Here is a 26113-nt window from a genome sequence, read left to right as displayed (position 1 = left end):
CGTCGTGCAGGTAGGCGACGTGTCCGTGATCGGCCGCCGCGAGTGCGCACCGCACCCGCCTGCCAACATAAGCCGCCGCAGCCTTCCGACCGCCTCGGGGCGGACGAACTGGTTGGTAGGCTCGAAACCATGAACCAGCCCGTACTCGCCTACCGATGGAGTCGGAGCGAGTTCGTGCGCGCCTTTGAAGCGGGTGCCTTCGACCGCCGGGTCGAGCTCGTCGAAGGAGAGATCTGGCCAGTGGTGATCGGTTCGTGGCACGGCGACACCGTCGGTCAACTGCTGGCGCTGCTGCCACGATCCGGGGTGCGGGTGACGACTGCGACCCTGCCGACCGGGGAGTCGCTTCCCGACCCGGACTGCTGGGTGCGTCGAGCCGACGCGGATCCGATCGGGTCCGTCGGGACCCGGCTGTCGGTCTGGGACGCCGCCGACGTGCTGCTCGTGGTCGAGGTCGCCGACGAGACCGCGATCCAGGACCTCAACGTCAAGGCCAGGCTCTACGGTCAGGCCGGTTACCCCGTGTACTGGGTGGTCACCCAGGAGGCGATCTACGAACACACCGGTCCTGTCGCAACCGGGTACCGCACGCGGGTCGAGTACCGGCACGGTGAGCGCATCCCGGTTCCGTACACCCGGATGGACCTTGCGATCGACGACCTGATCGCCCCGCGTCTCAGCTGACCGCCCCATTCCTTTCCCGTCTCGTGGTTCCGCCTCATCCTGATACATCTGCGGCCTACTCGGACGATCGACCCGGCTGCCCTGTCGACGAAGGGTGCCCGTGATGCCGGCGGCATCACGGGCACCTGGTGCCGCCGGTATCAGCACCGCGGTTCGGTCGGTCAGCCGCGCCGCCACTTCTGGTTGGCGCCGCCGTGGCACTCGTAGATGATCAGGCGGGCACCGTCGGCGGTGTTCCAGTCGACCACGTCGACGCACTTGTTGGCCTGCGGGTTGACCAGGTCACCCGCGCCCGAGAGCACCCACTGCTGGGCCGGGTTGCCGCTGCAGTTCGCGAGCTGCACCACGGCGCCGTTGGCGGTCGAGCCCCAGGCGACGTCCATGCACAGGCCCAGCGCCCGGATGGTGCCGTCGCCGGGGAAGGTCCAGTTCTGCGCGTTGGTGCCGTTACACCGGTACAGCTGCAGGTACTGGCCGTCGACTCCGTTGGAGTTCGGTACGTCGATGCACTTGTCGGCGAGCCCGATGATCCGGCTGGTCGAACCGCCGCCGGTGGTGGTCAACGACAGCCCGTAGCGGGAAAGGATCTCGTTGACCGGCTGGTAGACGGTGGTACCGCCGGAGCTGCAGTTGCCGCCGGCGCCGGAGGTGACGCCCTGCGCCTGGGTGCCGGCGAGGAACGAGCCGCCGGAGTCACCGGGCTGCGCGCAGGCGCTGCTGGAGACCAGTCCGTAGACGAGCTGGCCTGAGTAGTTGACGGTGACATTCTTGGCGGTGATGGTGCCGCACCGCCAGCCGGTGGTCCGGCCGGACCGGCAGACGGCGGCCCCGACGGCTGCCTCCTGGGAGCCGGTGACGTTGACCGTGCCGCCGCCGTAGTTGTTCACCCAGGGCCGGGGCACCCAGTTGGCGTTGGTCTGCACCCAGGCCAGGTCGTCGCCGGGGAACGACGATCCCCGGAAGGTGCCCTGCGCGACCCCGCTGCCGGCGGTGGAGGCCCCGACGCCGCCACAGTGGCCGGCGGTGACGAATCCACCGGCGACGGCGAAGCCGACCGAGCAGAGCACACTGTTGTTGATCACGTACTGGTCGCCGCCCCGAATGTCGTACACCGGGCGGTAGGCGTCGTCGCTGCGTACCACCGATGTGGCGGCGGTGGGCAGCCCGGCGGCGCGGGCGAAGCCGGCCGCCGCCGCGACGTCGGCGGCCTCGATGGTCACCGTGTTGGTGACCGGGTCGACGTACCAGGAGTGCACGGCGGTGTCGGCGCTGGCGGCCTGTCGGTCGAGTCCGGCGGCGAGCCGGTCCAGCTCGGCGAGGCTGCGGGTGACGGTCCGGGGCTCGGCACCGACTGCGCGGACCCGGGCGGCCTGCGCCGGGTCGGTCACCCCGACGACGACGGTACGGCCGTCGGCGGCGACCCAGGTGCCGGCGTACGCGTCGGCCAGTTCGGTGCGCAGGCGGTGTTCGATCGGTACGGCGGCCGCCTCGACGGCGAGCCGGGTGGCCAGTTGGTCCGGGGTGAGGTCGAGATCCCGGCGCAGCGCGGCGAGCTGGCCGGCGGGCAGCGCGGCCATATCGGCGGTTGCGGCGGAGTCGGCCGGATCGGCGATCTCGGTGGTGGTGGTCGGCGCGCTCGTGGCGGGGCCGGAGGTGCCGGCGGTCGGCGCGGCGGCGGCCGGTGGCGGTACGGCGAGCAGGCTGGCGCTCAGGGTCAGGCCCAGCAGCGCACCCAGCTTGCGGTTCATCTGCATACCTCCGAGAGGTCGATGTGAGCAAGTCGTGAGAGCGCTCTCAGATAGGAAAGTTTACTAATTGACAAACTTCTGTCAATATCCACAGAGGTCTACCCGATCAACCGCTGCCAGATGCCGCCGGCGGATGCCGCCGGCGGACGGGTTCGGCCGGGGTCGGGCTGGATTCGCCCGGTGCGCCGCGGACCGGTTCTCCTGACCGCCGCAGGCGGCTGCGCCGTGCCGCGCTGGCCCGACTCCGGTCATGGCGCGGTCAGCCACGCGGTCGTCGACGTGCTCGGGAACGCGTTGGCCAACCGGGTCAGCTCGGCGGTCCGCCAGCCTGCCGTCGGCGCCGCGTCATTGACAGCCCGTCGACGGCCAGCATGATCACGCCATGGCGTGCCCACGACAGTTCTGCGAGGACGACATCGGGGACGTCCGACAGTGAGGTGTACGGAGCCGACGGCACAGATCCCCTCTTCCCGGCTTCGAGGATCACCGACGCCACCGGCACCGCCGGGCTGACCGGCACCGACGCCACGAGTTGAAGGTGAGACACCTTTCCCGCCGGCTGAAAGGTATCTCACCTTCAACTGATCTTGGTGATCCCGGCCGGGCGGGCGGGTGACCCCGGCTTGGTGGGTGTCGGGGCGTGCGTCGGTCAGGGTGAGCCGTGCAGGACGACCCGGTAGCCGAGTTGCTGGCCGTAGGTCATCAACGGGCGCAGGGTCGGGACGAGTTCGGTCGCCTGCGTGGACCAGTGGTGTCCCCGGTTGCTGTCGAATCGGCGGTGGCGGGCAGATGCCGTCTGTCGCTGTCGCCGCAGCTCGCGTCGCAGGTGGTGCAGCCGCTTGGACGCCGTGGACCGGCCGGAGCGCCAGTCGAGCCAGCGTAGCCACCAGTCACGGATCATCTCGGTGATCATTTCTCTCCCTTGATCAATTGGTCGATGGTCAGGTTTCCGTGCGCCGGGGTAGTCGGTAGAGTCCATGGCGCTGGACGAAGATCTCCCGCCGGTCGGCGGCGTTGCCGTGGCGGTCGATGACGTATCCGGTGAGCCAGATCCACCCGTCGTAGGTCCACTTCCGGTCGACGGCGATGACCCGGAGTCGGATGGCGCGGTCATCGGCGAACTGGACGCTGGCTTCCCGGCCGATGATCAGCACGTCGCCGGGTTTCGGCTCCGGTGTGGCGAGTAGCCGGCTACTCACCAGGCCGATCCGCCATCGGGTACGTCGTACGCCCGCAGTCCGGGCACCACCTGGACTTGACCTTGAACGACCACAACCCCGCGCAGAAGCCGAGCAGCGCCGCGCTGAACAACGCTCCCACTTCCATCATCGACATCCCCTCCTGTGGGATCGACACAGCATCAGCGCCACCACCCAATGAACCGCCTGGCCGACGCCGAGCTGCGCGAGACCCTGCTGTCGATGGCGCGGAGCGGCAAGCAACGCGGCTGGTGGGCGAAGTACGGAGACCTGCCGAACTCGTACCGGCAGTACATCGGACTGGAGTCCGCCGCGACGACGATCCAGAACTTCGAGACGCTCGTGGTGCCCGGCCTGCTGCAGACCGTCGACTACACCCGTGCGATCACGGTCGCTGACGCATCGCAGCCCACACCGCAGGCCGTAGAGGAACGGGTAGCGGTCCGCGTGGAGCGACAGAAGCTGCTCACCGAGGAGAAGCTCCGCCTGGTCGCGGTCATCGACGAGGCAGTGCTGCACCGCCGGATCGGCGGACCGGAGATCATGACCAACCAGCTGACAGCGCTGCTCGAAGCCCAGGACCGGTGGAACGTGATCATTCAGGTCATCCCGTTCGGGGAGGGTGCATACGCCTCGATGCTGTCGAGCTTCCACATCCTCAGCTTCGACGAGGGGCCGGGGGTGGTCTACATCGAAGGGCTGACCGGAGACCTCTACGCTGAAGGTGAGGATGTGCAGAGGTGCGCCAAGGTCTTCGACGACCTGCGGGCATCTGCCCTGTCACCCGCAGCATCGGCCGAGATGATCAAGGACCTCCGGGATAGGGAGACACCATGAAGGCACTCGACAACCAGTGGCGCACGAGCAGCCGCAGCGGCGGCAACGGTGCCTGCGTGGAGGCGCGGTACGTCGACCAGGCCGCCCAGGTGCGTGACAGCAAGGACCAGGCTGGGCCGGTGCTGTCCTTCACCCCGGCCCAGTGGACCGGCTTCGTCCAGGACATCAGGACCGGCAGGTTCGAAGCCTGATACCCGTCCGACCGCTGCGAAATGCCAGCGGTGCTGCTTCGGCGATGTTTGCCTGGAGCGTTGGTAAGCGATCCGACCGCTGACGGAGGGTCGAGCTAGATTCGCCCGGTGCGTCGCGGACCGGTTCTCCTGACCGCCGCAGGCGGGTGCGCCGTGATCCACGTCGCTGGCGTTTTGACAGCCAGCCCGGCCTGGCGCTACGCCGAGGTGCTGGCGATCGGCCTGCTCGTCGCCTACGCCGTGGCCAGCGGGCTGCCGACGCCACGTTGGGCGGTGCCGGCGGCGCTCGCCGTCCTGATGCTGGACGCCGTCCGGACGATGCCCGGTGACCGCGCCGAGGGCCACGGCTGGCAGGTGCTGCGGCCGGATACCGCCGGCGTCGACCGATTCGCCGGCGTCGAGGCGGGCCTCGCCATCTGCTGGGCGTCGCTGACCGCAGTGGCGGTGCTGCTCGCGGCGTGGCACCGACGGGGTGATCCCCACCTGGGACCGGGTGTCCACCCCCGGCGTCGGCGGACAGCGGTCACCGCAGCACTGGCAGCCGTGGTGATCACCGGGTACGCGGCGATCCGGATCATCGCCAGCTGGCTGACCATGGCGATCAACCACCGCGACCATTCGACCGGAGCGGACCTGGCCGGCTCGGTGATCGCCGTGAGCCTGGCCGTGCTGCCGCCACTGGGGCTCGGGTTGGCCGCGCTGGCGCTCGCCACGGCACTGGCCGGGCACCGCCGGTGGCTCGCCTCGGCCGGCGCGGCGCTGCTCGCCGTCACCGCGCTGCCCCATGTGGACGCGGCCATCCGGGCCGTGCCACTGCCCCTGTACGTGGGCGACCAGCTGGCCTGGTCCACCGCCTACGCCATCGGGTCCACGCCGTCGACGCCGTACCCGCTCGCGGCACTCACCGCGCTGCTGGAGCTGACCGCGTACCTGCTGCTCGTCACGGGCTTGACCGGTTTCCACCCGCCGGCATCCGCCGCCCGGTCCGAGGCCGGCCAGGCGCGGCGGTGAACCCTCGGGGTCGCTGCCGCACTCGCTGACCAACTGCCGGACGACGGGCAGCTATCGTCCGCAAACGAAAACCGTTATCATCGCCATGCCGGTTTCCGAGCGAGGAGGCGTCGATGGCGCATGTGTTGCTGGTGGAGAGCTGGGTCGGGGCGATGGCACATCTGCTGCCCAGGGCGGTGCTGGAGGCCGGGCACCGGTTCTCCTTCCTGACCCGCGACCTGCACCACTACCTGCGCGGCGCGCCGGCCGGGGGCGCGCATCCGTTGCTCGCCGCGCACAACGTGCTGACCGCCGAGACCAACGACCTGCCTGGACTGCTCGACCACGCACAACGGCTGCATCAGGCGCTGCGCTTCGACGGCGTACTCACCTCCTGCGACTACTACCTCGACACCGCCGCCCAGCTGGCCGCCCACCTGGGTCTGCCCGGCACCCACCCGGCGGCCGTGCGGCGGGCGTACCGCAAGGACCTCGCCCGGGCGGCGATGGACGCCGCCGACGTGCCGCAACCCCGGTACGCGCTCGCGCAGAGCTGGTCCGACGTCTCGCGGGCCGCCCGGGAGCTGGGCTTCCCGCTGGTGGTCAAACCGGTCGACCTCTGCGCCGGCATGTACGTGCGCGAAGTCGCCGATGAGGCCGGGCTGCGGGCGGCGTTCGACGCGCTCACCGGGTTCCCGGTCAACGCCCGACACCAGCCCCGGGTGCCGACGGTGCTGCTGGAGGAGCTGCTGACCGGCCCGGAGGTGAGCGTGGAGACGGTCACCGTGGACGGGCACACGACGGTCGTCGGGGTGACCGACAAGAGCCTCGGCGGTGCCTCGGGGTTCGTCGAGACCGGACACATGTTCCCGGCGTTGCTCGACCCGGCGACCACCCGCCGGGCCGGTGAGGTGGCGGTGGCCGCGCTGGCGGCGGTCGGGCTGGACCGCGGGGTCGCCCACACCGAGCTGCGGTTGACCCCGGCCGGGCCCCGGGTGGTCGAGGTCAACCCCCGGCCGGCCGGCAACCAGATCACCGAGCTGGTGCGCCGGGTCACCGGCATCGACCTGCCCATGGTGTACGCGCAGCTGGCGCTCGGTGAGACCGCCGACCTCACACCCGCCGACACCGGCGTACGCAGCGCGGCGATCGCGTTCGTGCTGCCGCCGCGCCCCGGTGTCGTCGCCCGGATCGACGGAACCGGGGCCTGGCAGACAGACCCACGGGTCGTCGACTGGTCGGTGAAACCCGCCGGCCACAGGGCCGGGGACGGCAGCAGCAACAACGACTACCTGGGCCACGTGATGGTGGTCGACACGGCCGGAGCCGGCGCGCGGACCATCGCCGACGGACTGGCCGCACAGGTACGCGTCGGGTACGTCGACGACGACGGCAGCACCGACCGGGACCGGTCCGTCGCCGCGCCGGCCGGAGCGGCCGTATGACGGCGCCCGCCGACAGCGCCCCGACGGCGTCCGTGTCGCCCGCCCGGCCGGCGTACCGGTCCCTCGCCGCGTTGAGCGACGCGGTACGGGTCGGCCGACACGGCGTAAACCCGACCCGCTGCCAGGTCAGTGTGGGGTTCGTAACCAGGCAGGGCGCGCGGCACGCGAACCGGCTGCGCAGCTACCGCAACCAGGTGCTGAGCCTGCGGGTCGACGCGGCGGTCGGCTCCTGCGCGGTCGAGCCCGGCGAGCTGCCCGACGAGGTCGTCTACGACTGCGTCGGCGCCACGGTCGCCGACCTGCTCGCGCATCCGCTGCTGCCGGTACGGGTGGCCGCGCTCGACGCGTACCTGATGGCGCAGCGGCCACACGTCGAGGCGGCCGACGCGGTGGTAACCGTGCCCGCCGGCAGCTCGCTGGCCAAGTCACAGACCCGGGCCGCCGCCGTGGTCGACCTGCTGCCGCCGACCAGCGGCCCGGTCCTGGTCGTCGGGGTGGTGAACTCGTTGCTGGCCCGGCTCCGGGCCGCCGGCCGACGGTACCTGCCGTGCGACCTGGCCGGCGGCCGCACCGAATGGGACGAGCCGTGCCTGCCCGACGCGGCGGCGCTGCTGGACCGCTGCGACGCGATCCTCGCCTCGGGGATGACGCTCGGCAACGGCACCTTCGAGCCGCTGCTGGCCCACGCCGCCGCCGAGGGCAAGCCGTTCGTGGCGTTCGCGCAGACCGGCAGCGCGGTGCTGCCGTGGTTCTGCGGCGCCGGGCTGACGGCGGTGTCGGCGGAGCCGTACCCGTTCTTCTGGCTCGACGGCGGCCCGACGACCATCTACCGGTACGGGGTGTCCGGGTGAGCGCGCCGCAGCTGCTGAACCTGGTGGGGCACACCCCGCTGATCTACGTCGACGCGCCGCTGCCGCACCCGCACGGCGGCTTCTGGGCGAAGGTCGAGTGCGTTGCGCCGGGCGGGATGAAGGCCCGCGCGGCGGTGGCGATGCTGGCCGGCGCGCGACGGCGCGGCGAACTCCGCGACGGCGCGCCGGTGGTGGAGTCGACCAGCGGCACTCTCGGTATCGGGCTGGTCTTCGCCGGGCAGGCTCTCGGCCACCCGGTGGTGCTGGTCGTCGACCGGGAGCTGGAGCCGTCGATGCGGGCGCTGCTGCGCGCGTACGGGGCCCGGCTGGAGGTGGTCGAGCGGCCCCACCCGACGGGTGGCTGGCAGCAGGCCCGCCGGGAACGGCTGACGCAGGTGCTGGCAACGCTGCCCGGCGCGTACTGGCCGGACCAATACCACAACCCGGACAACGTCGCCGGGTACGCGAGCCTCGGTGACGAGATCGCCGCCCAGGTCGAGGCGGTGGACGTGCTGGTGTGCAGCGTCGGCACCGGCGGGCACAGCGCCGGGCTGGCCCGCGCACTGCGCCGGCACTGGCCACAGCTGCGCCTGATCGGCGTGGACACCATCGGTTCGACGATCTTCGGCCAGCCGGCCCGGCGACGGGTGATGCGCGGGCTGGGCAGCAGCATCTATCCGGACAACGTGGACTATCCGGCGTTCGACGAGGTGCACTGGCTGGGCCCGGCGGAGGCGGTGGACACCTGCCGCCGGCTGGCCCGCACGGCGTTCGTCACCGGCGGGTGGTCCACCGGCGCGGTCGCCAGGGTCGCCGCCTGGACGGCCCGTACCCAGCCGGACACCCGGGTACTGGCGGTCTTCCCGGACGGTCCGCACCGCTACCTCGACTCCATTTTCGACGACGGCTGGTGCGTCCGGAACGGCCTGCTCGGCCCCACCCCGGGCCATCCGGTCGAGATACCGCACCCCGGTGCGGTGGAGGTCACCCGGTGGAGCCGCTGCCGGGCGGTCAGCGACCCGGTACGCCACGAGCGGGTGCCGGCATGAAACTGTCCTGGCACTCCTACCGGCTGGTGCTGCGCGAGCCGCTGCGGATCTCCCGTTCGGTGATGGCCCACCGCGAAGCGGTCCGGCTCACCGTCAGCCACGACGGGCTCACCGGCCACGGCGAGGTCGTCACCAGCGGCTACTACGGACTCGACCGGGCCGCGATCGAACGTACCTGTGCCGGCTGGACCGGCCGACTCGCCGGCTGTTCGGATCCGGCGGCCCTGCGCGACGAGCTGAGCACCTTCGACGGACCCGCCGGGGTGCTCGCGGCGCTGGACACCGCCGTGCACGACCTGCTCGGCCAGGCCTGGGGGCTGCCGGTGCACCGGCTGCTGCAAGCACCGGCACCGACTCCGGTGGCCACGGCGTACACGATCGGGCTGGTGCCGGTCGCGGACGCGGCGGCGACCGCGCGCCGGCTGGTCGCCGCCGGGTTCGCGGTGCTGAAGGTGAAAGCCGGTGACGACGCCGACGTGGCCCGGGTCGCGGCGGTACGCGCCGAGGCCCCGACGGCCCGGCTGCTGCTCGACCCGAACGGCGGCTGGTCCGCCGAGCAGGCGGTACGGCGACTCGACGCGCTCACCCCGTACCGGATCGACGCCGTCGAGCAGCCGATCCCGCCGGGACGGCCCGACCTGCTGGCCCGGGTGGCCGCCCGCACCGCGATCCCGGTCGTCGCCGACGAGGACGCCGAAAACCTGGCCGACCTGGACCGGCTCACCGGCGCGGTCGCCGGGGTGAACGTCAAGTTGGCCAAGTGCGGCGGGATCGTCGCCGCCACCCGGATCGTCGACGCGGCCCGGGAACGCGGTCTGGACATCATGCTCGGCTGCCTGGCCGCCAGCACCCTCGGCGTCGCGCCGGCCGTGCACCTGGCCGGCCTCGCCCGCTGGGTCGACCTGGACGGGCACCTGCTGATCGCCGACGACCCGTGGACCGGGATCGGCGGCCACGACGGTGTGCTGCGCCTGCCGGACACCCCCGGGCTGGGCGTGACACCAGCGACGACGACCGAATCCGGCACAGCGGAGGCGGCGCGGTGAGGGCGACCTGGACAACGCTGACCAGCTTCCCGCCGGCGATCCGGCTGCTGGTGGTCAACCAGCTCGGGGTCAACGTCGGCTTCTACATGTTGCTGCCCTACCTGGCCGGCTACCTGCGCGACGACATCGGCCTGTCGGCCACCCTGGTCGGCCTGGTCCTCGGGGTGCGCAACCTGAGCCAGCAGGGGCTGTTCCTGGTCGGCGGGTCGGCCGCCGACCGGCTCGGCGCACGCGGCGTGATCATCGCCGGATGCGGGTTGCGGGCGGTCGGCTTCGCGGTGTTCGCGGTCGGCGGGTCGCTGCCCGCGCTGCTGGCCGCCTCGGTGCTGACCGGGCTGGCCGGGGCGCTGTTCAACCCGGCGGTACGCGCCTACCTCGCCCAGGCCGCGCCCGAGCGCCGGGCCGAGGCGTTCGCCCTGTTCAACGTCTTCGCCAGCGCGGGTGCGCTGCTCGGTCCGCTGCTCGGCAGCGCACTGCTGCTGGTCGACTTCCGGGCCGCCGCGATCGGCGCGACGGTGGTGTTCGCCGCGCTGACCGTGGCGCAGCTGCTGGTGCTGCCACCGCATCCGGTGACCCGCAGCGGGCAGAGCGTCGGCCGGGACTGGCGGGAGGCCCTGACCGACGGCCGGTTCCTGGCGTTCACGGTGGCGTTGAGCGCGCTGTTCGCCCTGCAGACCCAGCTCTACCTGGTGCTGCCGGTGCAGGCCGAGGCCGTGGCCGGCACCGCGCTGGCGGTGGCCGCACTCTTCGTCGTGTCCACGGTGGTCACTCTCGGCTGGCAGGTACGGCTGACCGGGTGGCTGCGCCAGCGGAGCAGCCGTGGGCTGGCCATCGCGGCCGGGATGGCGGTGGCCGGCCTCGGTTTCCTGCTGCCGCTGCTGCCGGTGACCGGCCCGCCTCCGGTACGGGCACTGCCGACGCTGGCCGCCGCGCTGGCGCTGGCGGTCGGGGTGATGATGGCGCAGCCGTTCGTGCTGGAACTGGTGCCCGGCTTCGCCCGCGATGGGCTGACCGGCACCTACTTCGGGGTGTTCTACCTGGCCTCGGGGGTCGTAGCGGCGCTGGCCACCACCGCCGTCGGCCGGTTCATGCAGACCGGTGGCCAGCCGGACGGTGCGGCACCGGGCGTACCCGCCGGAGCCTGGCTGCTCTGCGCCGGGCTTGGCCTGGCCTCGGGCGCCGCCGTGTGGGTGCTGCACCGCCGGGGCCTGCTCGCTCCACGTACGGTGCCGGTCGTCGCCGGCGAATCGTCGGATGGCGGCATCGGAAGGGCCGCCCGGTGAGCGAGCCGGTGGTCGGGGGCGGACCAATGGTCACGGACGGACCGGTGGTGACGGGCGGCAACCTGCTCACCGACAACCCGCAGCTGTACGAGGCCCAGTTTCCCGACCCGGAGCACCGGGCGGCACGGTTCGTGGCCGACCTGGTCGACCGGTTCGCGCCCGGACCGTCCGGCCGGCGGCTGCTCGACCTCGGCTGCGGCACCGGCCGCGACGCCGGGTACCTCGCCGACGCCGGCTTCGACGTCACCGGGCTGGACCTGTCCACCCGGATGCTGGCCTACGCCCGCCGCCGCCACCAGCGGGTCCGGTTCGTCGAAGGTGACCTGCGTACCTTCGACCTCGGTCGCCGCTTCGACGTGATCACCTGCCTGGACAGTGCGCTGCTGTACTGCCACGACAACGCCGACCTGACCACCGCGCTGGCAAACTGCCGACGGCAGCTGACCCCCGGCGGGCTGCTCGTCGCCGAGATGCGCAACGGCGCGTACTTCCTCGGCAACACCGACCTGGTCAACGGGCCCAGCATCCGGTCGGTGCGCTGGCAGGGCGTCACCTACACGTCCCGTACCACCTTGTGGATCGACGCCGCGGCGCAGCTGCTGCGCCGCCGTCGGGTGTGGACCTGGCCGGGTGCCGAGCAGGAACTGGTGCAGAACTCCGCGTGGCGGCTGCTCTTCCCGCAGGAGCTGCGCCACCTGCTGGACCGCGCCGGATTCGACGTCCTCGCCCTGTTCGACGCACCCGGTCCGCGTACCGAACCGCCCTGGCATCCCGGCGCCGAGCTGGCGACCGGCCTACGCGGCGACCGCCTGCACCTGGTCGCCCGCCGCCGCGACGACGCGGCCTGAAATCCCCGCCGAAATCCCCTCTGGAAGGAAGAACTGACATGTCGACTTCTGCCCGACTACGCCGCCGAACATTGCTCGGCGGCGGTGCCGCCGTGACCGCCGCGCTGCTCGCCGGCTGCGGCGCCGACGCCCCCGCCGGCTCCGACAATGCCGCAGGTTCCGCCACCCCGAAGCGGGGCGGCCGGCTGCGGGTCGCGTTCGCCGGTGGCGGTGCCACCGAGAGCCTCGACCCGCACCTGGCGAACCTGTTCAACGAGGCGTCCCGGGCCAAGGCGATCTTCGACAAGCTCGCCGACTACGGCCCGGACGTGTCGATCCAGCCCCGGCTCGCATTGAGCTGGGAGCCCAACGCCGACCTCACCCGCTGGCGGGTGCCGCTGCGCGAGGCGACCTTCCACGACGGCCGGCCGGTGCGGGCCGCCGACGTACTGGCCAGCTACGCCCGGATCACCGACCCGGACCGGGCCTTCCGCGCCAAGGCCAGCCTGTCCCTGATCGACCTGCGGGCGAGCCGGGCCGTCGACGACCGTACGGTCGAGTTCGCGCTGACCCGTCCGTTCGCCGAGTTCGGCAACGTGCTCGCCGCGTTCGGCGCGTACATCGTGCCGGAGGGCAGCGAGTCGTTCGACCGGCCGATCGGCTCCGGGCCGTTCACGTTCAGCAGCTTCACCCCCGGAACGTCGTTGCTGCTGGCCCGGTACCCGGACTACTGGGACGGCGCCGCGCACCTCGACGAACTGGAGTACGTGATCGCCAACGAGGAGTCGGCGCGGGTCAACGCGCTGCTCGCCGGGCAGGTCGAGTACGCGCACGACATCAGCCCCACCACGGCCCGCAGCTACGCCGCCGACGACCGGATCGCCATCACCCGGATGGCCAACAGCGGCCTGCAGGGCTTCACCATGAAGCTGGACCGGCCCCCGTTCGACAACCGGGACCTACGGGAGGCGATGTTCCTGCTCACCGACCGGCAGCAGCTGGTCGAGACGGTGCTGTCCGGATCCGGGCAGATCGGCAACGACCTGTTCGGCAAGGGCTACCAGTACTACGCCGACGACATCCCGCAGCGCGAACCCGACCTCGACCGGGCCCGCGCGCTCATCGACCGGGCCGGCGCAAGCGGCCTGCGGATCCCGCTGGACACCGCGCCGGTGGCCGCCGGGTTCGTCGAGGCGGCCAGCGTCTTCGCCGACCAGGCCCGCGCGGTCGGGCTGAACGTCGAACCGGTGCAGCGCAACAAGGACACCTACTGGCGGGAGGTGCTCGACAACGGAGTCATGGCCTGCTTCCGCTCCGGCGCCATGCCGATCGAGACCCACATCTCGCAGCGGCTGCTGAGCACCTCCACGACGAACGCCACCAAGTGGATGCGGCCCGAGTTCGACGACCTCTACGCCACCGCCGTGTCCAGCGCCGACGAAGCGGGCCGGCGGCAGGCGTACGGCGACATGCAGCGGATGCTGCACGCCGAGGGCGGGCTGCTGGTGTGGGGCTTCGCCGACTTCCTCGTCGCCACCACACCCCGGGTCGGCGGGGTGTCCGCCGATGCCCCCGCCAACACCCTCGACTGGGCCCGCTTCGACAAGGTGTGGCTGGCTTGAGCCTGACCCGCTACACGGTACGACGGCTGCTGCTCGGCGTCGGGCAGGTCGCCGGCATCACCACCATCGTGTTCGTGCTCACCGAGGCGCTGCCCGGCGACGCGGCGGTGGTGATCGCCGGTGACCAGCCCGACCCGGAGCGGATCGCGCTGATCCGCGAACAGCTCGACCTCGACCAGCCGCCCTGGCAGCGGTACCTCGACTGGCTCGCCGGGCTGCTGCACGGTGACTTCGGCGTCTCGCTGATCTCCCAACGGCCGGTCCTGGACATGATCGTCGGCAGCGCCGCAGCGACCGTACTGCTGGCCGCCGCGACGCTGCTCGTCCTGGTCCCGCTCGCGATCGGCCTCGGCATGCTCGCCGCCCGGCGCGAAGGCGGCCGGCTCGACCGCGCCATCAGCGCCGTCGCCGTCGGTCTCTACGCGGTACCGGAGTTCGCCCTGGCCATCCTGCTGGTCGCGGTCTTCGGTGTACGGCTGGGCTGGTTTCCGCCGACCGCCGTCGGCACCGGCCCCAACCTGCTCGCCCAGCCGGCCGTGCTGGTCCTGCCGCTGCTGGTACTGCTGGCCCGACCGATCTGCTCGCTCAGCCGGCTCACCCGCGCCGGCATGGTCGACGCGCTGCGCTCCGAGTACGTCGCCCACGCCCGCCGGCTCGGCCTCGGCGCCGGTCGGCGGTGGCTGGCCCACGCGCTGCCCACCGCCGCCGCGCCGGTCGTGCAGCAACTCGCCCGGACCACCGACTGGCTGCTCGGCGGCGTCATCGTCGTCGAGGCGGTCTTCGTCATCCCCGGTCTGGGCACCGCCCTGGTCGACGCGGTCGCCGCCCGGGACGTCCCCACCGTCCAAGGGCTGTGCGTGATCGTGGCGGTCACCACCGTGGTCGTCAACCTGGCCGCCGACCTGGTCGCGTTCCGGCTCGCCCCGCGTACGGCCGGCGCCCGATGACCGGCCGGGCTCCAATGATCCGCCGGGCTCGGTGGACCGGCCGGGTTCCGCGTCTGCTCACCGGGGTCGTCCTGCTCGCCGTACCGCTGCTGCTCGCCCTAGCCGGTCCGGCCCTGGTCGCCGACGGCGCGGACCGGACCCGGCCGTTCGACCAGGCTGGGCTGCTCGGCACCGACTTCGTCGGCCGCGACGTCACCGGGCAGATCCTGCTCGGCGGCCGGTCCGTCGTCGCGGTCGCCGCCGCCGCGACCGCCCTGGCCTACCTGGTCGGCGTACCCGTCGGTCTGTTCGCCGCCCTCACCCGCCGTCGCTGGCTCGACGAGGTGCTGATGCGCCCGCTGGACCTGCTCCTCGCCGTCCCGTCGCTGCTGCTGCTCATCCTGCTCGCCGCCACCGCGCCCCGGGGGCCGGTGACGCTGGTGGTCATCGTCGCCGTCATCGCCCTGCCGGAGATCGCCCGGATCACCCGCGCCGCGGCCCTGCCGCTGGCCCACGGACCCGCGATGGAAGCGATGCGGCTCTACCGGGAGACGTGGTGGCGGCGGGCAATCGGGTACGTCGCCCGGGGCATCCGACGGGTTCTGCTCGCCGACGCCGGAATCCGGTTCATCGGCGCCGTCTACCTGGTCGCCACCGCCAGTTTCCTGGGCATCGGCGTCGCCCCGGACGCCGCCGACTGGGCCGTCATGGTCGACCGCAACCGCGCCGGGATCTTCCTGCAGCCGTGGGCGGTGGTGGTGCCCGCCGCGCTGCTCGTCGCGCTCGCCGTCGGGGTCAACCTGGTCACCGATCAGCTGCTGGCCGCCCGGCCGGAGGTGACGAAGTGATCCGGGTCGACGGGCTGTGCGCCGACGCCGGTGGACAGCGGCTGCTGCGCGACGTGTCGTTCACCGTGCCGGCCGGCGACGTCCTCGCCGTCGTCGGCCCGTCCGGCAGCGGCAAGACCACGCTCGGGCGGGCGCTGCTCGGCGAAGCCGGACCCGGCGTCCGGCTGACCGGCGACGTCGAGATCCATGGTCGCCCGGTCAGCCCAGAGACACCGCCGGCCGGCGGCACCGTCGGCTACATTCCGCAGCAGCCGGCGGCGGCGCTGACCCCGGTACGCCGGATCGGCCCGGTGCTGCGCGAGATCGCCCGCCGGCACACCCCGACGCCGGCACGCCGGACGCGGCGCGCGGCGATCCGGCAGGCGGTCCGGGCGGTGCTCGCCCGGGTCGGCCTGCCGGATGACCGCGACCTGCTGCGGCGCTACCCGCACCAGCTCTCCGGCGGCCAGCAGCAGCGGCTGGTCATCGCGCACGCCCTGCTGGCCGGTGCCCGCGTCCTGGTCGCCGACGAACCGACCACCGGGCAGGACAGCCTCAACCGCCGCGACGTCGCCACCGAACTACGCCGTCTCGCCAGCTCCGGCGTCGCGGTCGTCCTGCTCACCCACGACCTGCACCTGGTCCGGGCGGTCGCCGACAGCGTCCTCGTGCTCGACCGGGGCGCCGTCGTCGCCACCGGCCCGCCGGACGCGGTCGTCGATCACACCGGCCCCGACCGGTCAGCGTCGCCCCCCACCGACCGGCCACAGTCAAACCCGGGCGCCGACCCGGCAGGCGACGCCGGCCAGCTGCTGCGGGTCACCGGGCTCACCGCAGCGCACCATGGCAGCACCGTGCTGCACGGCATCGACGTGGTCATCGACCCCGGTCAGCGCCTCGCCCTGGTCGGCCGTTCCGGCAGCGGAAAGACCACCGCCGCCCGGTGCCTGGCCGGCCTGCACCCGCCGAGCGGCGGCAGTATCGAAATCGACGGCCGCCGGCTCGCCGGCTCGATCGACCGTCGGGAGCGGGCCGACCTCGCCGCCGTGCAGTACGTCTTCCAGGACCCGCGGGCCAGTTTCCAGCCGTACGCCGCCCTGCTCGACCAGGTCGCCCGCCCCGCCGTGCGGCTGCGCCGCCAACCGCCCGCCGACGCGCTGCGAACCGCCCGCGACCTGCTGCGTCAGGTGGGGATCGACGATGAACTCGCTGCCCGCCGACCCGACCGGCTCTCCGGCGGTGAACTGCAACGCGCCGCTCTCGCCCGCGCCCTGGTGGCCCGACCCCGGCTGCTGGTCTGCGACGAGATCACGTCCGGTCTCGACCACGTCAACCAGGACCGGATCCTCGACCTGCTCGACGAACTGTGCCGCACGCACCGGCTCGCGCTGCTGGTCATCACGCACGACCCGGACGTGGTCGGCCGGCTCGCCGACCACGTCACCGTGCTCGACCACGGCCGGGTCGTCGAACACGGTCCCGCCGCCACCCTGCTGCGCGCCGGCCGGCAACCGCTGACCCGCGCCCTTCTCGACCCTGACCTGCCGCGACCGCTCGACCCTGACCTGCCGCGACATCCGCCACGACCCGCAACCACGTCCAGTACCGGAGAGATGAGCACCACGTGAACGACCAGAACATCGGTCCGTACGACATCCGGACCGCCACGCCGCAGCACCTCGACGGTGCCCGCAGCGTCATGCTGGACACCTTTTACCAGGTGTTCGGCTACGGCTACCAGCCGCGGTGGCACGCCGACGTGATCGACCTCGCCGGCACCTACCTACGGCCTGAGCGGCATGCGCTGTTCGTCGCGGTCAAGGGCGACGAGGTGGTCGCCACCACCGCAGTGCGCGCCGCCGCGCCGAACAGCCCGCCGCATCCCCGCTGGCTCGTCGACCGCTATCCGGCGGCGAGCACCGCCCAGCTGTTCCGGGTCTACGTACGCCCGGAACACCGCCGCAACGGGCTCGCCCGCGCACTGGTCCGACGGGCCGTCGCGTTCGCCGCCGGGCAACCCGGCTACCGGGCGGTCTACCTGCACACCGACACCGGGGTCCCCGGGGCGGAGGCGTTCTGGCGAAGCGTGGCCGAGGTGGTGCACGACCCGCGCGACGGCAGCCCGCACGCCTCCCGGGTGGTGCACTTCGAGATCCCGATCCCCGTGCTGACCGGCGCGTCCCGGTAGCAGCGGGTTCGGCAGGTCGGAGCCGTTGGTCGAGGTCACCGTGACCGGAGCCGTTGGTCGAGGTGCCGTCACCGGGGCTGCGGCCCGGCCAGCCTGATCGCTTCGACCGGGCCGGCCAGCCGCAGCGGGCCGGCGGCGTACGGCACCAGCAGGGTGTCCCCGCGCCGCAGCGGCACGTCGTCGTGCTCACCGGTGAGCCGCCCCTGTCCCGCCATCCCGACCAGGACGCTGAACCCCTGCTCCAGGCGGTCGCCGTCGCGCAGCCGGCGGGCGGTGAAGAACTCGTCAGCGGCGTCGGGCAGCAGGTGTCGCCCGCCCCGCAGGTGTTGGCCACCCCGCAGGCGGTCGAGCTGCTCCGGCGTCCACTTGCGGCGGTCGACGCACTGCAGGGCGAGTTCGTAGCCGAGGCCCAGGTGCCCGTCGGCGAGGCCGAAGTCGGCGTACTCGAGCAGCACGGAGAAGTCGGTCGGCTCCTGGACCTCGACCAGCAGGATGCCGTCGCCGATGGCATGTGGCAGGCCGGCGGGGCAGAGGATCGCGTCGCCGGCCGACACCGGGATCTTGTTGGTGGCGGCGAGCAGCTGCGCGGTCTGCTGGTCGGCGACCCAGCCGGCGAGTTCGTCGGCCGGGACGTCCCGGGCGAAACCGAGATGGACGTAGGCGTCGGGGCGGGCGGAGACGATCACCCAGGCTTCGGTCTTGCCGTACGGCGACGCCAGGTGCGCCGTGGCGAAGCGGCGGTCCGGGTGTACGTGCAGCGGCAGTCGCTGGCCGGCGTCGAGCAGCTTCACGAGCACGCCGGTGTCGGTGCGGTGCGGACCGAGCCACCAGCGTGGGTCGGCGGCGATCGCGTCGGCGAGCACGCCTCCGTCGGACAGCGTGGACAACCCGGATGGGCCCAGGTCGAACCGGGTGGTCACCGAGCCGACCCAGTCCTCGGGACGGTCGGGCAGTGCGGCACTGTTGCGGAACCCGGCTATCCGGCCGGCACCCCGGTAGAACGTCTCCGGCTGGTTGGCGGGCAGTACTTCGACGGTCATCGGCCGTGGTCCGATCGTTGATGCGGGGACGGGCTGGTCGCCGCAGACGTGCTCCGGCGGGCGAGCGCGGCGAGGAAGCCGCCGACGAACGTGTCGCCCAGCCCGACCGTGGTGGGGTTCGTGACGTCGAGCGCGAACGCGGGTACGCAGTGCACCTGGTCGCCGAGCCGGGCCCGCAGCTCGGCGGCGAAGGCAACGGACCCGGGCCGTCGCGGTTGCCGGCGCAGCCGTTCGATGTCGGAGTCGGTGAAGTCGTCGCCGTGGCGGTAACGCAGGGCGGCCATGACGGTGCCGGTGTCGAGTGCCTCGGCGTAGCTGGCGGCCTGCGCGCCGAAGGCAGCGGCCCAGTATTTCGTGTGCAGGACCAGCATCGGTACGGGGACGAGCGCGTGCATGGCCGTCAGCGCGTCGGCGACCTCCGCCGCCGACAGCAGGTCGACCGGGTGCCCGAGATAGGACTGCATCTCGTCCTCGTTCAGGCCGTACACGTCGATCGCGTCGCGCAGCGCGGCCAGGACCCGGCGGTTGAGCGCGGGCTCGTGGTAGGCGGCGTCCTCGAAGTAGGTCACCGCCCCGGGTGGCAACCGCCGCATGTGTGCGCGCAGCTCGGCGAGTCGACGGTCGAGCTGCTCGGCGGAGCGCATGGCGTTGAATCCGGAGATCAGGAACACGTCGGCCCGGCTGAGCCGGTCGCCGAGTTCGCCGCTGAGCAGCATCGTGCCGTTGGCCGGGTCGTTGACGTAGATCAGCCGGTTCGGGAACGGCGCGGTGATGTCGAGCTCACCGGCGCGGATCCGCAGACCCTGGTCGTACTGGACGATCAGGTGCGGGTGCAGGGTGTCCTCGGCACCGCTGGACAGGTACGCGCCGTCCGGTGGCAGCAGCCGGCGTACCGTGTCGTCGACGCTGACCAGGTGCAGGGTCGACGGCACGCCGAGGCGGCTCATCAGGATCCCGGCCCGCACCGATGTGCCGCCCAGCGCCACCCGGTGCGGGAACCGGCCGGCGAAGAGCTCCAGCGCCGGGGCGGAGGCGACGTAGTGTTCGCCGCCGCCGCCCCGGGCGACGTACCCGAGGATCGACACCACAAGATCCCGCTCGCTGGTCACCGTGACCGGCGAGGTCAGCTCCGCGGCGGCGATGCCGTAGCCGGCGACCAGCTGTTCCAGGACGTCGGCGGTCAGCTTCAGCTCGTAGTCGACGCAGCCGCCGAGGCCGAGGACGACGCGGGACGGGTCCGCCATGTCAGTAGAGCGATGCCTTGCCGGCGGCACCGAACAGCTCGATCTTCTGGGCGGCTACCACCTTCATGGCCTCGATACAGGCCGGTTGGATGGCATTCGGCTCGCGTACCTTGCGGTCGCTGCCGAGGACCTCGCGCATCTTGTCGTGGTAGGCGACCTTGATGTCGGTAGAGATGTTGATCTTGTTGATCCCGATCCGCGCCGCCTCGCGGATCTCGTCGTCCGGGTTGCCGGAGCCACCGTGCAGTACCAGCGGGATCTGTACCCGGCTCTTGATCTCCTTGAGCAGGTCGAGCTTCAACTCCGGCTTCAGATGGGCCGGGTAGAGGCCGTGGAAGGTGCCGATGGCGATGGCGAGGCTGTCCACGCCGGTCTCTTCGATGAACGTGACGGCGTCGTCGGGGTCGGTGTAGATGATCTCGGCGGCACCGGCCTCGGCGTAGCTGTCGTTGCCGCCGATCGTGCCGAGTTCGCCCTCCACCGACACGCCGAGAACGTGCGCCGAGTCGGTCACCTTCCGGGTGATCGCGATGTTCTCCTCGAACGGCTTCAGCGACCCGTCGATCATCACCGAGGTGAAGCCGAACTGGACCGCCTGCAGGATCTGCTCGTAGGTGGCGCCGTGATCCCAGTGGATCGCGATCGGGACGCTCGAGTTGTGAGCGCGTTCCGCGATGCCACGGATCATTTCGCGCCCGATGTGCCGCATCTCGTCCGGGTGGATCCCGACGATCAGCGGAGCGTTCGTCTCTTCGCTGATCTCCACGATGCCCTTGAACATCGCCCAGTCGCTGATGTTGAAGGCGGGCACGGCGAAGCTGTGCGCGTTGGCGACATCGAGGATCGCCTTGCCGGTCGTCAGCATTTCCGATTTTCTCCTTGATTGCTGGTTGATGTTCGGAGGTCAGGTCTTCACTGCGCCGGCGGTCAGCCCGCCGACGAAGCGACGCTGGAAGAGGAGGAAGAGAACGAGGACGGGAACGGACCCGAGGATGCTCATCGCCATCATCTGGTTCCACTCGTACGAGTGCTGCCCCATGAGCAGCTGGATACCGATCGGCACCGTCCGCATGTCGTCGGTACGGGTCAGCGTGAGGGCGAACAGGTACTCGTTCCACGAGATCATGAAGGTGTAGACACCGACCGCGACCAGGCCGGGCACCGAGACCGGCACCAGGATCCGCCACAGCGCGGTCCAGCCGGTGCCACCGTCGACCTTGACCGACTCGTCCAGCTCGCGGGGCAGCGTGTTCAGGTACGCGGTGATCATGATGATCGCGTACGGGAGGGTGAACACCATGTGCGTCAGGATCAGGCCGGCGTAGGTGTCGTACAGGCCGAGCGCGACGATGAGCCCGAAGTACGGAATGACGAGCGTGATCGGCGGTACCGCCTGAACGCTGATGATCACCGTGTTGATGGTCTTCTGGAACGGGAACCTGAACCGGCTGAAGGCGTAGCCGGCCAGGATCGCCACCAGCAGCGTCAGGATGGTCACCGCGAAGGCGACGATGTAGCTGTTGAGGAAGAACCGCAGCTGGGTGCCGTTGCCCAGGATCTCGCGGTAGGCGTCGAACGAAAAGCCCTCGGTGATCAGCTGCGGCGGGCTCTGGAAGACCTCGCCGTTGCGCTTCAGCGAGGTGGAGAGCATCCACAGCACCGGCAGGCCGGCGAACAGCCCGCCGAGGACCAGCCCGGTGACGACGCCGGCTTTCGCGAGGGTACGCCGAGTCTTGACGGCGGCCATGTGCCTCACCGCTCCCTTTGCGAGCGTACGTAGAAGAAGGCCAGCACCATCGTGAGCAGCAGGACGATCACGGCGGCGGCGGACGCCGTGGCGAACTCGTACTCGCTGAAGGCCTGCTTGTAGGTGAAGGTGCTGAGCATCTCGGTGGAGTTCAGCGGCCCGCCGCCGGTCGTCATCCAGATCAACGCGAACTGGTGGGAGGTCCAGATCAGGTCGAGCACCGCCATGCTGATGATCACCGGCCGCAGCTGGGGCAGCGTCACGTGCCGGAACCGCTGCCACCAGTTGGTGCCGTCCACCGCGGCGGCCTCGTACAGGTCGGCGGGGATGCCCTGCAGCCCGGCCAACAGGCTGATCATGAAGAACGGGTAGCCGGACCAGATGTTGACGAACGTCACCGCCCAGAGCGCCGTGGCCGGGTCGCCGAACCAGTTCACGCCCTCCTGAACCAGGCCCACCGTCTGCAGCACGTAGTTGACCACGCCGGACGGGTCGAACAGCAGCCGCCAGATGACGGCGATCACCGCGATCGTGAACAGCCAGGGCAGGATGTAGACGATCCGGAAGATGGCCTTCGTGACCCCGCTCAGCAGCTGGGTGTTGAGCATCATCGCGAAGGTGAGGCCGAGGACCAGATGCGCCAGCATGCTGACCGAGATGAAGACGGCGGTGTTGCGCAGCGCGGCCAGGAAGTCCGGGTCGGTGAGCACCCTGGTGTAGTTGGCGAACCCGGCGAAGACCGAGTTCTCCTGGACGATCACGTTGTCCCGGAACGAGTAGCCGACCACCATGACGATGGGGACCACCATCAGGACCACGATCAGCAGCACCGTCGGGGACAGGTAGCCGTACGGGACCAGGCGCCGGGCCAGCGTGGATCGGGGCCGCCCAGGGGCGGCCGGTGCGGCGCGGGTCGAGGCCCGGGGTGCCGTCAGTGTCATGGCTTCTCCTTGGTCGGGTGCCGCGCCGGGGGTGTTCCGGCGCGGCACCCGGGCGGGACTACTCGATGACCGAGGACCAGTTCTCCTGTGCTGCGGCGAGTGCGTCATCGACGCTCGACCCGCCGGTCAGCACCAGCTGGAGCTGCTCGGCGAAGCTACGCATCAGGTCCTCGGACTTGGGTAGGCCGACGAACTCGTTGGCCGGGTAGCCCTGCTGGTAGATCTCGAAGGCGGTCCGGAACAGCGGGTCGCTGCTGCCGAAGTCGGGCTCGGCGTTCTTGTTGCCGGGGAAGCCGTTCGCGATCGTGCTCAGCTGCGCGTTCGTCTCCTGGCTCATCAGGTACGACACGAACTTGAACGCCTCGGCCTTGTGCTCGCTGGAGTCCGAGATGCCGATGCCCCACGACGCGTACGGGATGCCGCGCTCGCCGGTGTAGCCGTCGGCCGCCGGCAGGGCAGCCACCTCGAACTCGATGTCCGGCTGGTTCTCCCGGATCAGGTTGATGTGCGCGAGCGAGTCGATCATCATGCCGATCTGGCCGTTGCTGAACTTCTCGACCTTGTCCTGCTCCTTCATGGTGAGCGCGCCGGGTGCGATGACGTCGGCGTCGTTCAGGCTCTTCACGTACTCGACGGTTTCCTTGACCTCCGGGCTGGTCAGGTTCGGCTTGCCGTCAGCGGTGAGCATGCTGCCGCCGGAGGCCCAGAGCCAGGACATGACGTCGTTCTGGATGCCGTTGGGCACGGCGGTGTCGAGCGGGAGCGCCCAGCCCTTGACGTCGCCGTCGCTCGCGCTGATCTTCGTGGCCGCGTCGAGGAACTCACTGCGGGTGGTGGGCACGTCCGCGACGCCCGCCTCGGTGAGCAGTGCCTTGTTGACGAACAGCGGGTAGACGAAGTTGACCACCGGGATCATGTAGGTGCTGCCGTCGATCTGGATCTGGCTGGCCAGCTCGCTGTCGTCGTAGTTCGCCTCGGCCATCAGGCTGGACAGGTCGGTGATCGCGCCCTGCTTGGCGAAGTCGTTGACCCAGGCACCGTCGAGACCCACCACGTCCGGCAGGGTCTTCGAGGCGGCGCCGGTGAGCAGCTGCTGCTTGGTCGAGGCGTACGGCGCGCTCAGCAACTCGATCTCGATGTTCGGGTTCTGCGCCGTGAACTCGTCGATGATCCGGTCGAACTCCCCGGCCGGCAGTTCGGCGCCCCACCACTGGGCGAACTCCAGCGTGACGGTGCCGTCCCCGTCCGACGCACCGTCGTCCGCACCACACGCCGCGACGAACGCGACTGTCGTCGCCGCGGTCACCGCCCCCACCAGTCTGCTCAGCCGGCTGACACGAAACACCATGGCGGACTCCTTCTATATGGAGATCATTCGATTCTGTGCGAATGTTGGCGTCACGTTAGCAACGTGTTACGGGCAAGGACAAGAGTAGAACGGCAGAAAAACGCGGAGCACCGCAGAGTCCTGCGCCAGCGCCGGGGTTGAGCACGCCTCCGTGGCGGACCCTGGACCCCGTCGACGCTGGTCTGGAGGCCACGCCGACGGCTCTCTGACCCGAGGCACGCCACTGCTGTTCGATGCTGTTCCATGCAGCAGACTCGGCAGGAAACGCAGGGTTGTGGCATACTCCCGCATTGACAAGGGGGAAGCATGAACATCGACAAGGACGAGCGGCAGCGCAACCTGCCCGCCGGGCGCAAGGCCCAGCTGGCCGCGTACGTCGCCGACACCGGTCAGGTCACAGTGAACGAGCTGGCCGAACGGTTCGGCGTCTCGATCGACACCGTCCGGCGGGATCTCGACCAGCTCAGTGCCGACGGGGCGCTCGTACGCACCTACGGCGGAGCGGTCAGTCTGTCCACAGTCTCCCGCACCGACCGCGCCGTCGACCAACGGCTCAGCCTGCAGGAGCAGGAGAAGGAGAAGATCGCGGCACTGGCCGCGGCGTTGGTCCAGGACAGCTCGACCATCATGATCAACGGCGGGACCACGACCCTGGCGGTCGCCCGCAACCTGGGTCAGCACCGCGACCTCACCGTGGCGACGAACAATTTGCTGGTGCCCGGGGCGCTGCCACCCACCGCCATCCGCGACATCTACGTCTTCGGCGGCGCGGTACGCACCCTGACCCTCGCCACCATCGGACCGGTGCGGTTCCGGGCCACCAGCGGCGCCGAACTGGACATCAGCTGCGACCTGGCGCTGATCGGCGTCGGCGCGGTCGATGCGGAGGCCGGCTACACGACCAGCAACCTTGCCGAAGCCGCGATGATGCAGGAGATGATCTCGCGCGCCGGCCGGGTGGCCATCCTCGCCGACTCCTCGAAGTTCGGCCGTCGACTCTTCGCCCAGGTCTCCGAGCTGGGCAGCGCGGACTACCTGATCACCGACACCCTGCCGCCCGCCGAACTACGGGAGGCCCTGGCCGCGAACGATGTGAAGGTCATCACCCCGCCGGCCTCACCACGACAGCGAGGTGCCCGCAACGCGGTCTGACGTCCACGATCTCCGCTCACCACCAGGTGCCCTACTGGAGCTCGGCCGGGCCGTCGGACCGCCGCCCCAGTTGCGTCGTCACCCCGTCGGTGCGGAAGAATTGTTCCATGACCGAGGACTGGGAGCTCCCTTCAGGCTCCAAGCTGGACACCGCCGTTCCGCACTCGGCGCGGATCTGGAACTACTGGCTCGGCGGCAAGGACCACTTCGCGGTCGACCGGGCCGCCGGCGATGAGGTCATCGCCCACATCCCGGACATCCCCATCGGAGCCAAGGCTGAGCGCGCGTTCCTCCAGCGCGTGGTCAGGTTCCTCGTCAGGGACGCCGGCATCCGTCAGTTCCTCGACGTCGGTACCGGTCTGCCCTCGGCGGACAACACCCACGAGGTCGCGCAGTCCCTCGACCCGCGCTGCCGGGTGGTCTACATCGACAACGACCCGCTCGTCATGGCACACGCGCGTGCGCTGCTGACCAGCACACCGGAAGGCAGTTGCGACTACGTCGAAGCCGACCTGCGGCAGCCGGACGTGATCCTCGCGTCCGCGCGGCGGACGCTCGACTTCTCGCAGCCGATCGGGCTCATGCTCCTCGGCGTCGTCAACCACATCATGGACGACGACGTGGCGTACGGCTCCGTCGCGCAACTGGTGCAGGCGATGCCCGCCGGCAGCCACCTGGTGCTCACCCATTCCACGGCGGAGATCCACGGCGAGCCGATGCTGCGCGTGATGCGGGAAACCACCGAACGCGGCGGCACGCCGATCCGCGCCAGGACCAAGGTGGAGCTCGAACGCTTCTTCGACGGGTTGGACCTGCTGGAGCCCGGCGTCGTCACCTGCTCACGCTGGCGCCCCGACCCGGAGTCCGACGAGCCCGAGGTCTACCTGTTCGGCGGTGTCGGCCGCATCGGCTGAGCCACCACAGGTCA

General features: G+C 71.1%; 27 protein-coding genes. 17 read left to right on the top strand and 10 right to left on the bottom strand.

Features of this window, described 5'->3' with window-relative positions; translation table 11 throughout:
• Positions 1-129: 129 nt before the first annotated feature.
• Positions 130-684, top strand: a complete 555-nt coding sequence (locus O7629_RS28690; protein ID WP_278173164.1) for a Uma2 family endonuclease — start codon at positions 130-132, stop codon at positions 682-684.
• A 161-nt stretch (positions 685-845) separates the two neighbouring features.
• Here the strand turns inward: O7629_RS28690 and O7629_RS28685 are convergent, their stop codons facing one another.
• The 4 genes from O7629_RS28685 to O7629_RS28670 form a co-directional block, all read right to left on the bottom strand.
• Positions 846-2432, bottom strand: a complete 1587-nt coding sequence (locus O7629_RS28685) for a ricin-type beta-trefoil lectin domain protein (protein ID WP_278173163.1) — start codon at positions 2430-2432, stop codon at positions 846-848.
• Positions 2433-3081: 649 nt separating this feature from the next.
• Complete coding sequence (locus tag O7629_RS28680) at positions 3082-3345, bottom strand: hypothetical protein (RefSeq protein ID WP_278173161.1); 264 nt, start codon at positions 3343-3345, stop codon at positions 3082-3084.
• Positions 3346-3373: 28 nt separating this feature from the next.
• Positions 3374-3631 (bottom strand): hypothetical protein, encoded by a 258-nt coding sequence (locus tag O7629_RS28675; RefSeq protein WP_278173160.1) that lies wholly within the window; start codon positions 3629-3631, stop codon positions 3374-3376.
• On the bottom strand, positions 3624-3761 hold the full coding sequence (locus O7629_RS28670) for a hypothetical protein (protein WP_278173158.1): 138 nt from the start codon (positions 3759-3761) through the stop codon (positions 3624-3626). The genes O7629_RS28675 and O7629_RS28670 overlap by 8 nt, the downstream gene beginning before the upstream one ends.
• A gap of 47 nt (positions 3762-3808) precedes the next feature.
• Between O7629_RS28670 and O7629_RS28665 the strand changes: the two genes are divergently transcribed.
• The 14 genes from O7629_RS28665 to O7629_RS28600 all read left to right on the top strand — a co-directional run bounded on the left by O7629_RS28665 (position 3809) and on the right by O7629_RS28600 (position 17713).
• Positions 3809-4468 carry a DUF5753 domain-containing protein gene (locus O7629_RS28665; RefSeq protein ID WP_278173157.1) on the top strand — a complete coding sequence of 220 codons (660 nt, stop codon included), beginning with the start codon at positions 3809-3811 and terminating at the stop codon, positions 4466-4468.
• Positions 4465-4659 carry a DUF397 domain-containing protein gene (locus O7629_RS28660; protein ID WP_278173156.1) on the top strand — a complete coding sequence of 65 codons (195 nt, stop codon included), beginning with the start codon at positions 4465-4467 and terminating at the stop codon, positions 4657-4659. The genes O7629_RS28665 and O7629_RS28660 overlap by 4 nt, the downstream gene beginning before the upstream one ends.
• 174 nt (positions 4660-4833) lie before the next feature.
• Positions 4834-5670 carry a hypothetical protein gene (locus O7629_RS28655; protein ID WP_278173155.1) on the top strand — a complete coding sequence of 279 codons (837 nt, stop codon included), beginning with the start codon at positions 4834-4836 and terminating at the stop codon, positions 5668-5670.
• Between the two features lie 113 nt (positions 5671-5783).
• Positions 5784-7094, top strand: coding sequence for an ATP-grasp domain-containing protein (locus tag O7629_RS28650; protein ID WP_278173153.1), 1311 nt, complete (start codon positions 5784-5786; stop codon positions 7092-7094).
• Positions 7091-7945, top strand: a complete 855-nt coding sequence (locus O7629_RS28645) for a DUF364 domain-containing protein (protein ID WP_278173152.1) — start codon at positions 7091-7093, stop codon at positions 7943-7945. The genes O7629_RS28650 and O7629_RS28645 overlap by 4 nt, the downstream gene beginning before the upstream one ends.
• On the top strand, positions 7942-8994 hold the full coding sequence (locus O7629_RS28640; protein WP_278173151.1) for a PLP-dependent cysteine synthase family protein: 1053 nt from the start codon (positions 7942-7944) through the stop codon (positions 8992-8994). The genes O7629_RS28645 and O7629_RS28640 overlap by 4 nt, the downstream gene beginning before the upstream one ends.
• Entirely contained in the window at positions 8991-10040 is a 1050-nt protein-coding gene (locus O7629_RS28635) for a dipeptide epimerase (RefSeq protein ID WP_278173149.1), read from the top strand. The genes O7629_RS28640 and O7629_RS28635 overlap by 4 nt, the downstream gene beginning before the upstream one ends.
• Positions 10037-11323, top strand: a complete 1287-nt coding sequence (locus tag O7629_RS28630) for an MFS transporter (RefSeq protein ID WP_278173148.1) — start codon at positions 10037-10039, stop codon at positions 11321-11323. Before O7629_RS28635 ends, O7629_RS28630 begins: the two co-directional genes overlap by 4 nt.
• A 26-nt stretch (positions 11324-11349) precedes the next feature.
• The gene (locus tag O7629_RS28625; protein WP_278173147.1) at positions 11350-12171 is read left to right on the top strand and encodes a class I SAM-dependent methyltransferase; all 822 of its coding nucleotides are present in this window, start codon (positions 11350-11352) and stop codon (positions 12169-12171) included.
• A gap of 38 nt (positions 12172-12209) precedes the next feature.
• Positions 12210-13772 carry an ABC transporter substrate-binding protein gene (locus tag O7629_RS28620; RefSeq protein WP_278173146.1) on the top strand — a complete coding sequence of 521 codons (1563 nt, stop codon included), beginning with the start codon at positions 12210-12212 and terminating at the stop codon, positions 13770-13772.
• Entirely contained in the window at positions 13769-14719 is a 951-nt protein-coding gene (locus tag O7629_RS28615; RefSeq protein WP_278173145.1) for an ABC transporter permease, read from the top strand. Before O7629_RS28620 ends, O7629_RS28615 begins: the two co-directional genes overlap by 4 nt.
• Positions 14720-14733: 14 nt before the next feature.
• Complete coding sequence (locus tag O7629_RS28610; protein WP_278173144.1) at positions 14734-15546, top strand: ABC transporter permease subunit; 813 nt, start codon at positions 14734-14736, stop codon at positions 15544-15546.
• Positions 15543-17153, top strand: a complete 1611-nt coding sequence (locus O7629_RS28605) for an ATP-binding cassette domain-containing protein (RefSeq protein ID WP_278173142.1) — start codon at positions 15543-15545, stop codon at positions 17151-17153. Before O7629_RS28610 ends, O7629_RS28605 begins: the two co-directional genes overlap by 4 nt.
• A complete protein-coding gene (locus O7629_RS28600; protein ID WP_278173140.1) occupies positions 17150-17713 on the top strand; it encodes a GNAT family N-acetyltransferase in 564 nt (187 codons plus the stop codon). The genes O7629_RS28605 and O7629_RS28600 overlap by 4 nt, the downstream gene beginning before the upstream one ends.
• A gap of 68 nt (positions 17714-17781) precedes the next feature.
• On the opposite strand, the gene O7629_RS28595 is transcribed toward O7629_RS28600, so the two are convergent.
• The 6 genes from O7629_RS28595 to O7629_RS28570 are packed head-to-tail and all read right to left on the bottom strand — an operon-like array spanning position 17782 to position 24033.
• Positions 17782-18753, bottom strand: coding sequence for a class I mannose-6-phosphate isomerase (locus O7629_RS28595; protein WP_278173138.1), 972 nt, complete (start codon positions 18751-18753; stop codon positions 17782-17784).
• Positions 18750-19997, bottom strand: coding sequence for an ADP-dependent glucokinase/phosphofructokinase (locus tag O7629_RS28590; RefSeq protein WP_278173137.1), 1248 nt, complete (start codon positions 19995-19997; stop codon positions 18750-18752). Before O7629_RS28590 ends, O7629_RS28595 begins: the two co-directional genes overlap by 4 nt.
• A gap of 1 nt (position 19998) precedes the next feature.
• The gene (locus O7629_RS28585; protein WP_123607000.1) at positions 19999-20862 is read right to left on the bottom strand and encodes a ketose-bisphosphate aldolase; all 864 of its coding nucleotides are present in this window, start codon (positions 20860-20862) and stop codon (positions 19999-20001) included.
• A gap of 39 nt (positions 20863-20901) precedes the next feature.
• A complete protein-coding gene (locus O7629_RS28580; RefSeq protein ID WP_278173135.1) occupies positions 20902-21744 on the bottom strand; it encodes a carbohydrate ABC transporter permease in 843 nt (280 codons plus the stop codon).
• Positions 21745-21749: 5 nt separating this feature from the next.
• Positions 21750-22685 carry a sugar ABC transporter permease gene (locus O7629_RS28575; RefSeq protein ID WP_278173133.1) on the bottom strand — a complete coding sequence of 312 codons (936 nt, stop codon included), beginning with the start codon at positions 22683-22685 and terminating at the stop codon, positions 21750-21752.
• A gap of 58 nt (positions 22686-22743) precedes the next feature.
• On the bottom strand, positions 22744-24033 hold the full coding sequence (locus tag O7629_RS28570) for a sugar ABC transporter substrate-binding protein (protein WP_278173131.1): 1290 nt from the start codon (positions 24031-24033) through the stop codon (positions 22744-22746).
• A 306-nt stretch (positions 24034-24339) separates the two neighbouring features.
• Between O7629_RS28570 and O7629_RS28565 the strand changes: the two genes are divergently transcribed.
• Together O7629_RS28565 and O7629_RS28560 are read left to right on the top strand one after the other, a co-directional pair.
• Positions 24340-25185 carry a DeoR/GlpR family DNA-binding transcription regulator gene (locus O7629_RS28565; protein WP_278173130.1) on the top strand — a complete coding sequence of 282 codons (846 nt, stop codon included), beginning with the start codon at positions 24340-24342 and terminating at the stop codon, positions 25183-25185.
• A gap of 107 nt (positions 25186-25292) precedes the next feature.
• Positions 25293-26099 (top strand): SAM-dependent methyltransferase, encoded by an 807-nt coding sequence (locus O7629_RS28560; protein WP_278173129.1) that lies wholly within the window; start codon positions 25293-25295, stop codon positions 26097-26099.
• Positions 26100-26113 lie beyond the last annotated feature (14 nt).

Source organism: Solwaraspora sp. WMMD792 (assembly GCF_029626105.1).
Classification (GTDB): Bacteria; Actinomycetota; Actinomycetes; order Mycobacteriales; family Micromonosporaceae; genus Micromonospora_E.
Note: the sequence above shows the minus strand (reverse complement) of the source record. Positions and strands in the feature narration are given on the sequence as shown.

What these genes read in the sequence shown, in the direction of transcription:
- O7629_RS28690 (WP_278173164.1), top strand. Translation starts at nt 130, where the DNA reads ATGAACCAGCCCGTACTCGCCTACCGATGGAGTCGGAGCGAGTTCGTG.
- O7629_RS28685 (WP_278173163.1), bottom strand. Translation starts at nt 2,432, where the DNA reads ATGAACCGCAAGCTGGGTGCGCTGCTGGGCCTGACCCTGAGCGCCAGC.
- O7629_RS28680 (WP_278173161.1), bottom strand. Translation starts at nt 3,345, where the DNA reads ATGATCACCGAGATGATCCGTGACTGGTGGCTACGCTGGCTCGACTGG.
- O7629_RS28670 (WP_278173158.1), bottom strand. Translation starts at nt 3,761, where the DNA reads ATGATGGAAGTGGGAGCGTTGTTCAGCGCGGCGCTGCTCGGCTTCTGC.
- O7629_RS28665 (WP_278173157.1), top strand. Translation starts at nt 3,809, where the DNA reads ATGAACCGCCTGGCCGACGCCGAGCTGCGCGAGACCCTGCTGTCGATG.
- O7629_RS28660 (WP_278173156.1), top strand. Translation starts at nt 4,465, where the DNA reads ATGAAGGCACTCGACAACCAGTGGCGCACGAGCAGCCGCAGCGGCGGC.
- O7629_RS28650 (WP_278173153.1), top strand. Translation starts at nt 5,784, where the DNA reads ATGGCGCATGTGTTGCTGGTGGAGAGCTGGGTCGGGGCGATGGCACAT.
- O7629_RS28645 (WP_278173152.1), top strand. Translation starts at nt 7,091, where the DNA reads ATGACGGCGCCCGCCGACAGCGCCCCGACGGCGTCCGTGTCGCCCGCC.
- O7629_RS28635 (WP_278173149.1), top strand. Translation starts at nt 8,991, where the DNA reads ATGAAACTGTCCTGGCACTCCTACCGGCTGGTGCTGCGCGAGCCGCTG.
- O7629_RS28625 (WP_278173147.1), top strand. Translation starts at nt 11,350, where the DNA reads ATGGTCACGGACGGACCGGTGGTGACGGGCGGCAACCTGCTCACCGAC.
- O7629_RS28620 (WP_278173146.1), top strand. Translation starts at nt 12,210, where the DNA reads ATGTCGACTTCTGCCCGACTACGCCGCCGAACATTGCTCGGCGGCGGT.
- O7629_RS28610 (WP_278173144.1), top strand. Translation starts at nt 14,734, where the DNA reads ATGATCCGCCGGGCTCGGTGGACCGGCCGGGTTCCGCGTCTGCTCACC.
- O7629_RS28595 (WP_278173138.1), bottom strand. Translation starts at nt 18,753, where the DNA reads ATGACCGTCGAAGTACTGCCCGCCAACCAGCCGGAGACGTTCTACCGG.
- O7629_RS28590 (WP_278173137.1), bottom strand. Translation starts at nt 19,997, where the DNA reads ATGGCGGACCCGTCCCGCGTCGTCCTCGGCCTCGGCGGCTGCGTCGAC.
- O7629_RS28585 (WP_123607000.1), bottom strand. Translation starts at nt 20,862, where the DNA reads ATGCTGACGACCGGCAAGGCGATCCTCGATGTCGCCAACGCGCACAGC.
- O7629_RS28580 (WP_278173135.1), bottom strand. Translation starts at nt 21,744, where the DNA reads ATGGCCGCCGTCAAGACTCGGCGTACCCTCGCGAAAGCCGGCGTCGTC.
- O7629_RS28575 (WP_278173133.1), bottom strand. Translation starts at nt 22,685, where the DNA reads ATGACACTGACGGCACCCCGGGCCTCGACCCGCGCCGCACCGGCCGCC.
- O7629_RS28570 (WP_278173131.1), bottom strand. Translation starts at nt 24,033, where the DNA reads ATGGTGTTTCGTGTCAGCCGGCTGAGCAGACTGGTGGGGGCGGTGACC.
- O7629_RS28565 (WP_278173130.1), top strand. Translation starts at nt 24,340, where the DNA reads ATGAACATCGACAAGGACGAGCGGCAGCGCAACCTGCCCGCCGGGCGC.
- O7629_RS28560 (WP_278173129.1), top strand. Translation starts at nt 25,293, where the DNA reads ATGACCGAGGACTGGGAGCTCCCTTCAGGCTCCAAGCTGGACACCGCC.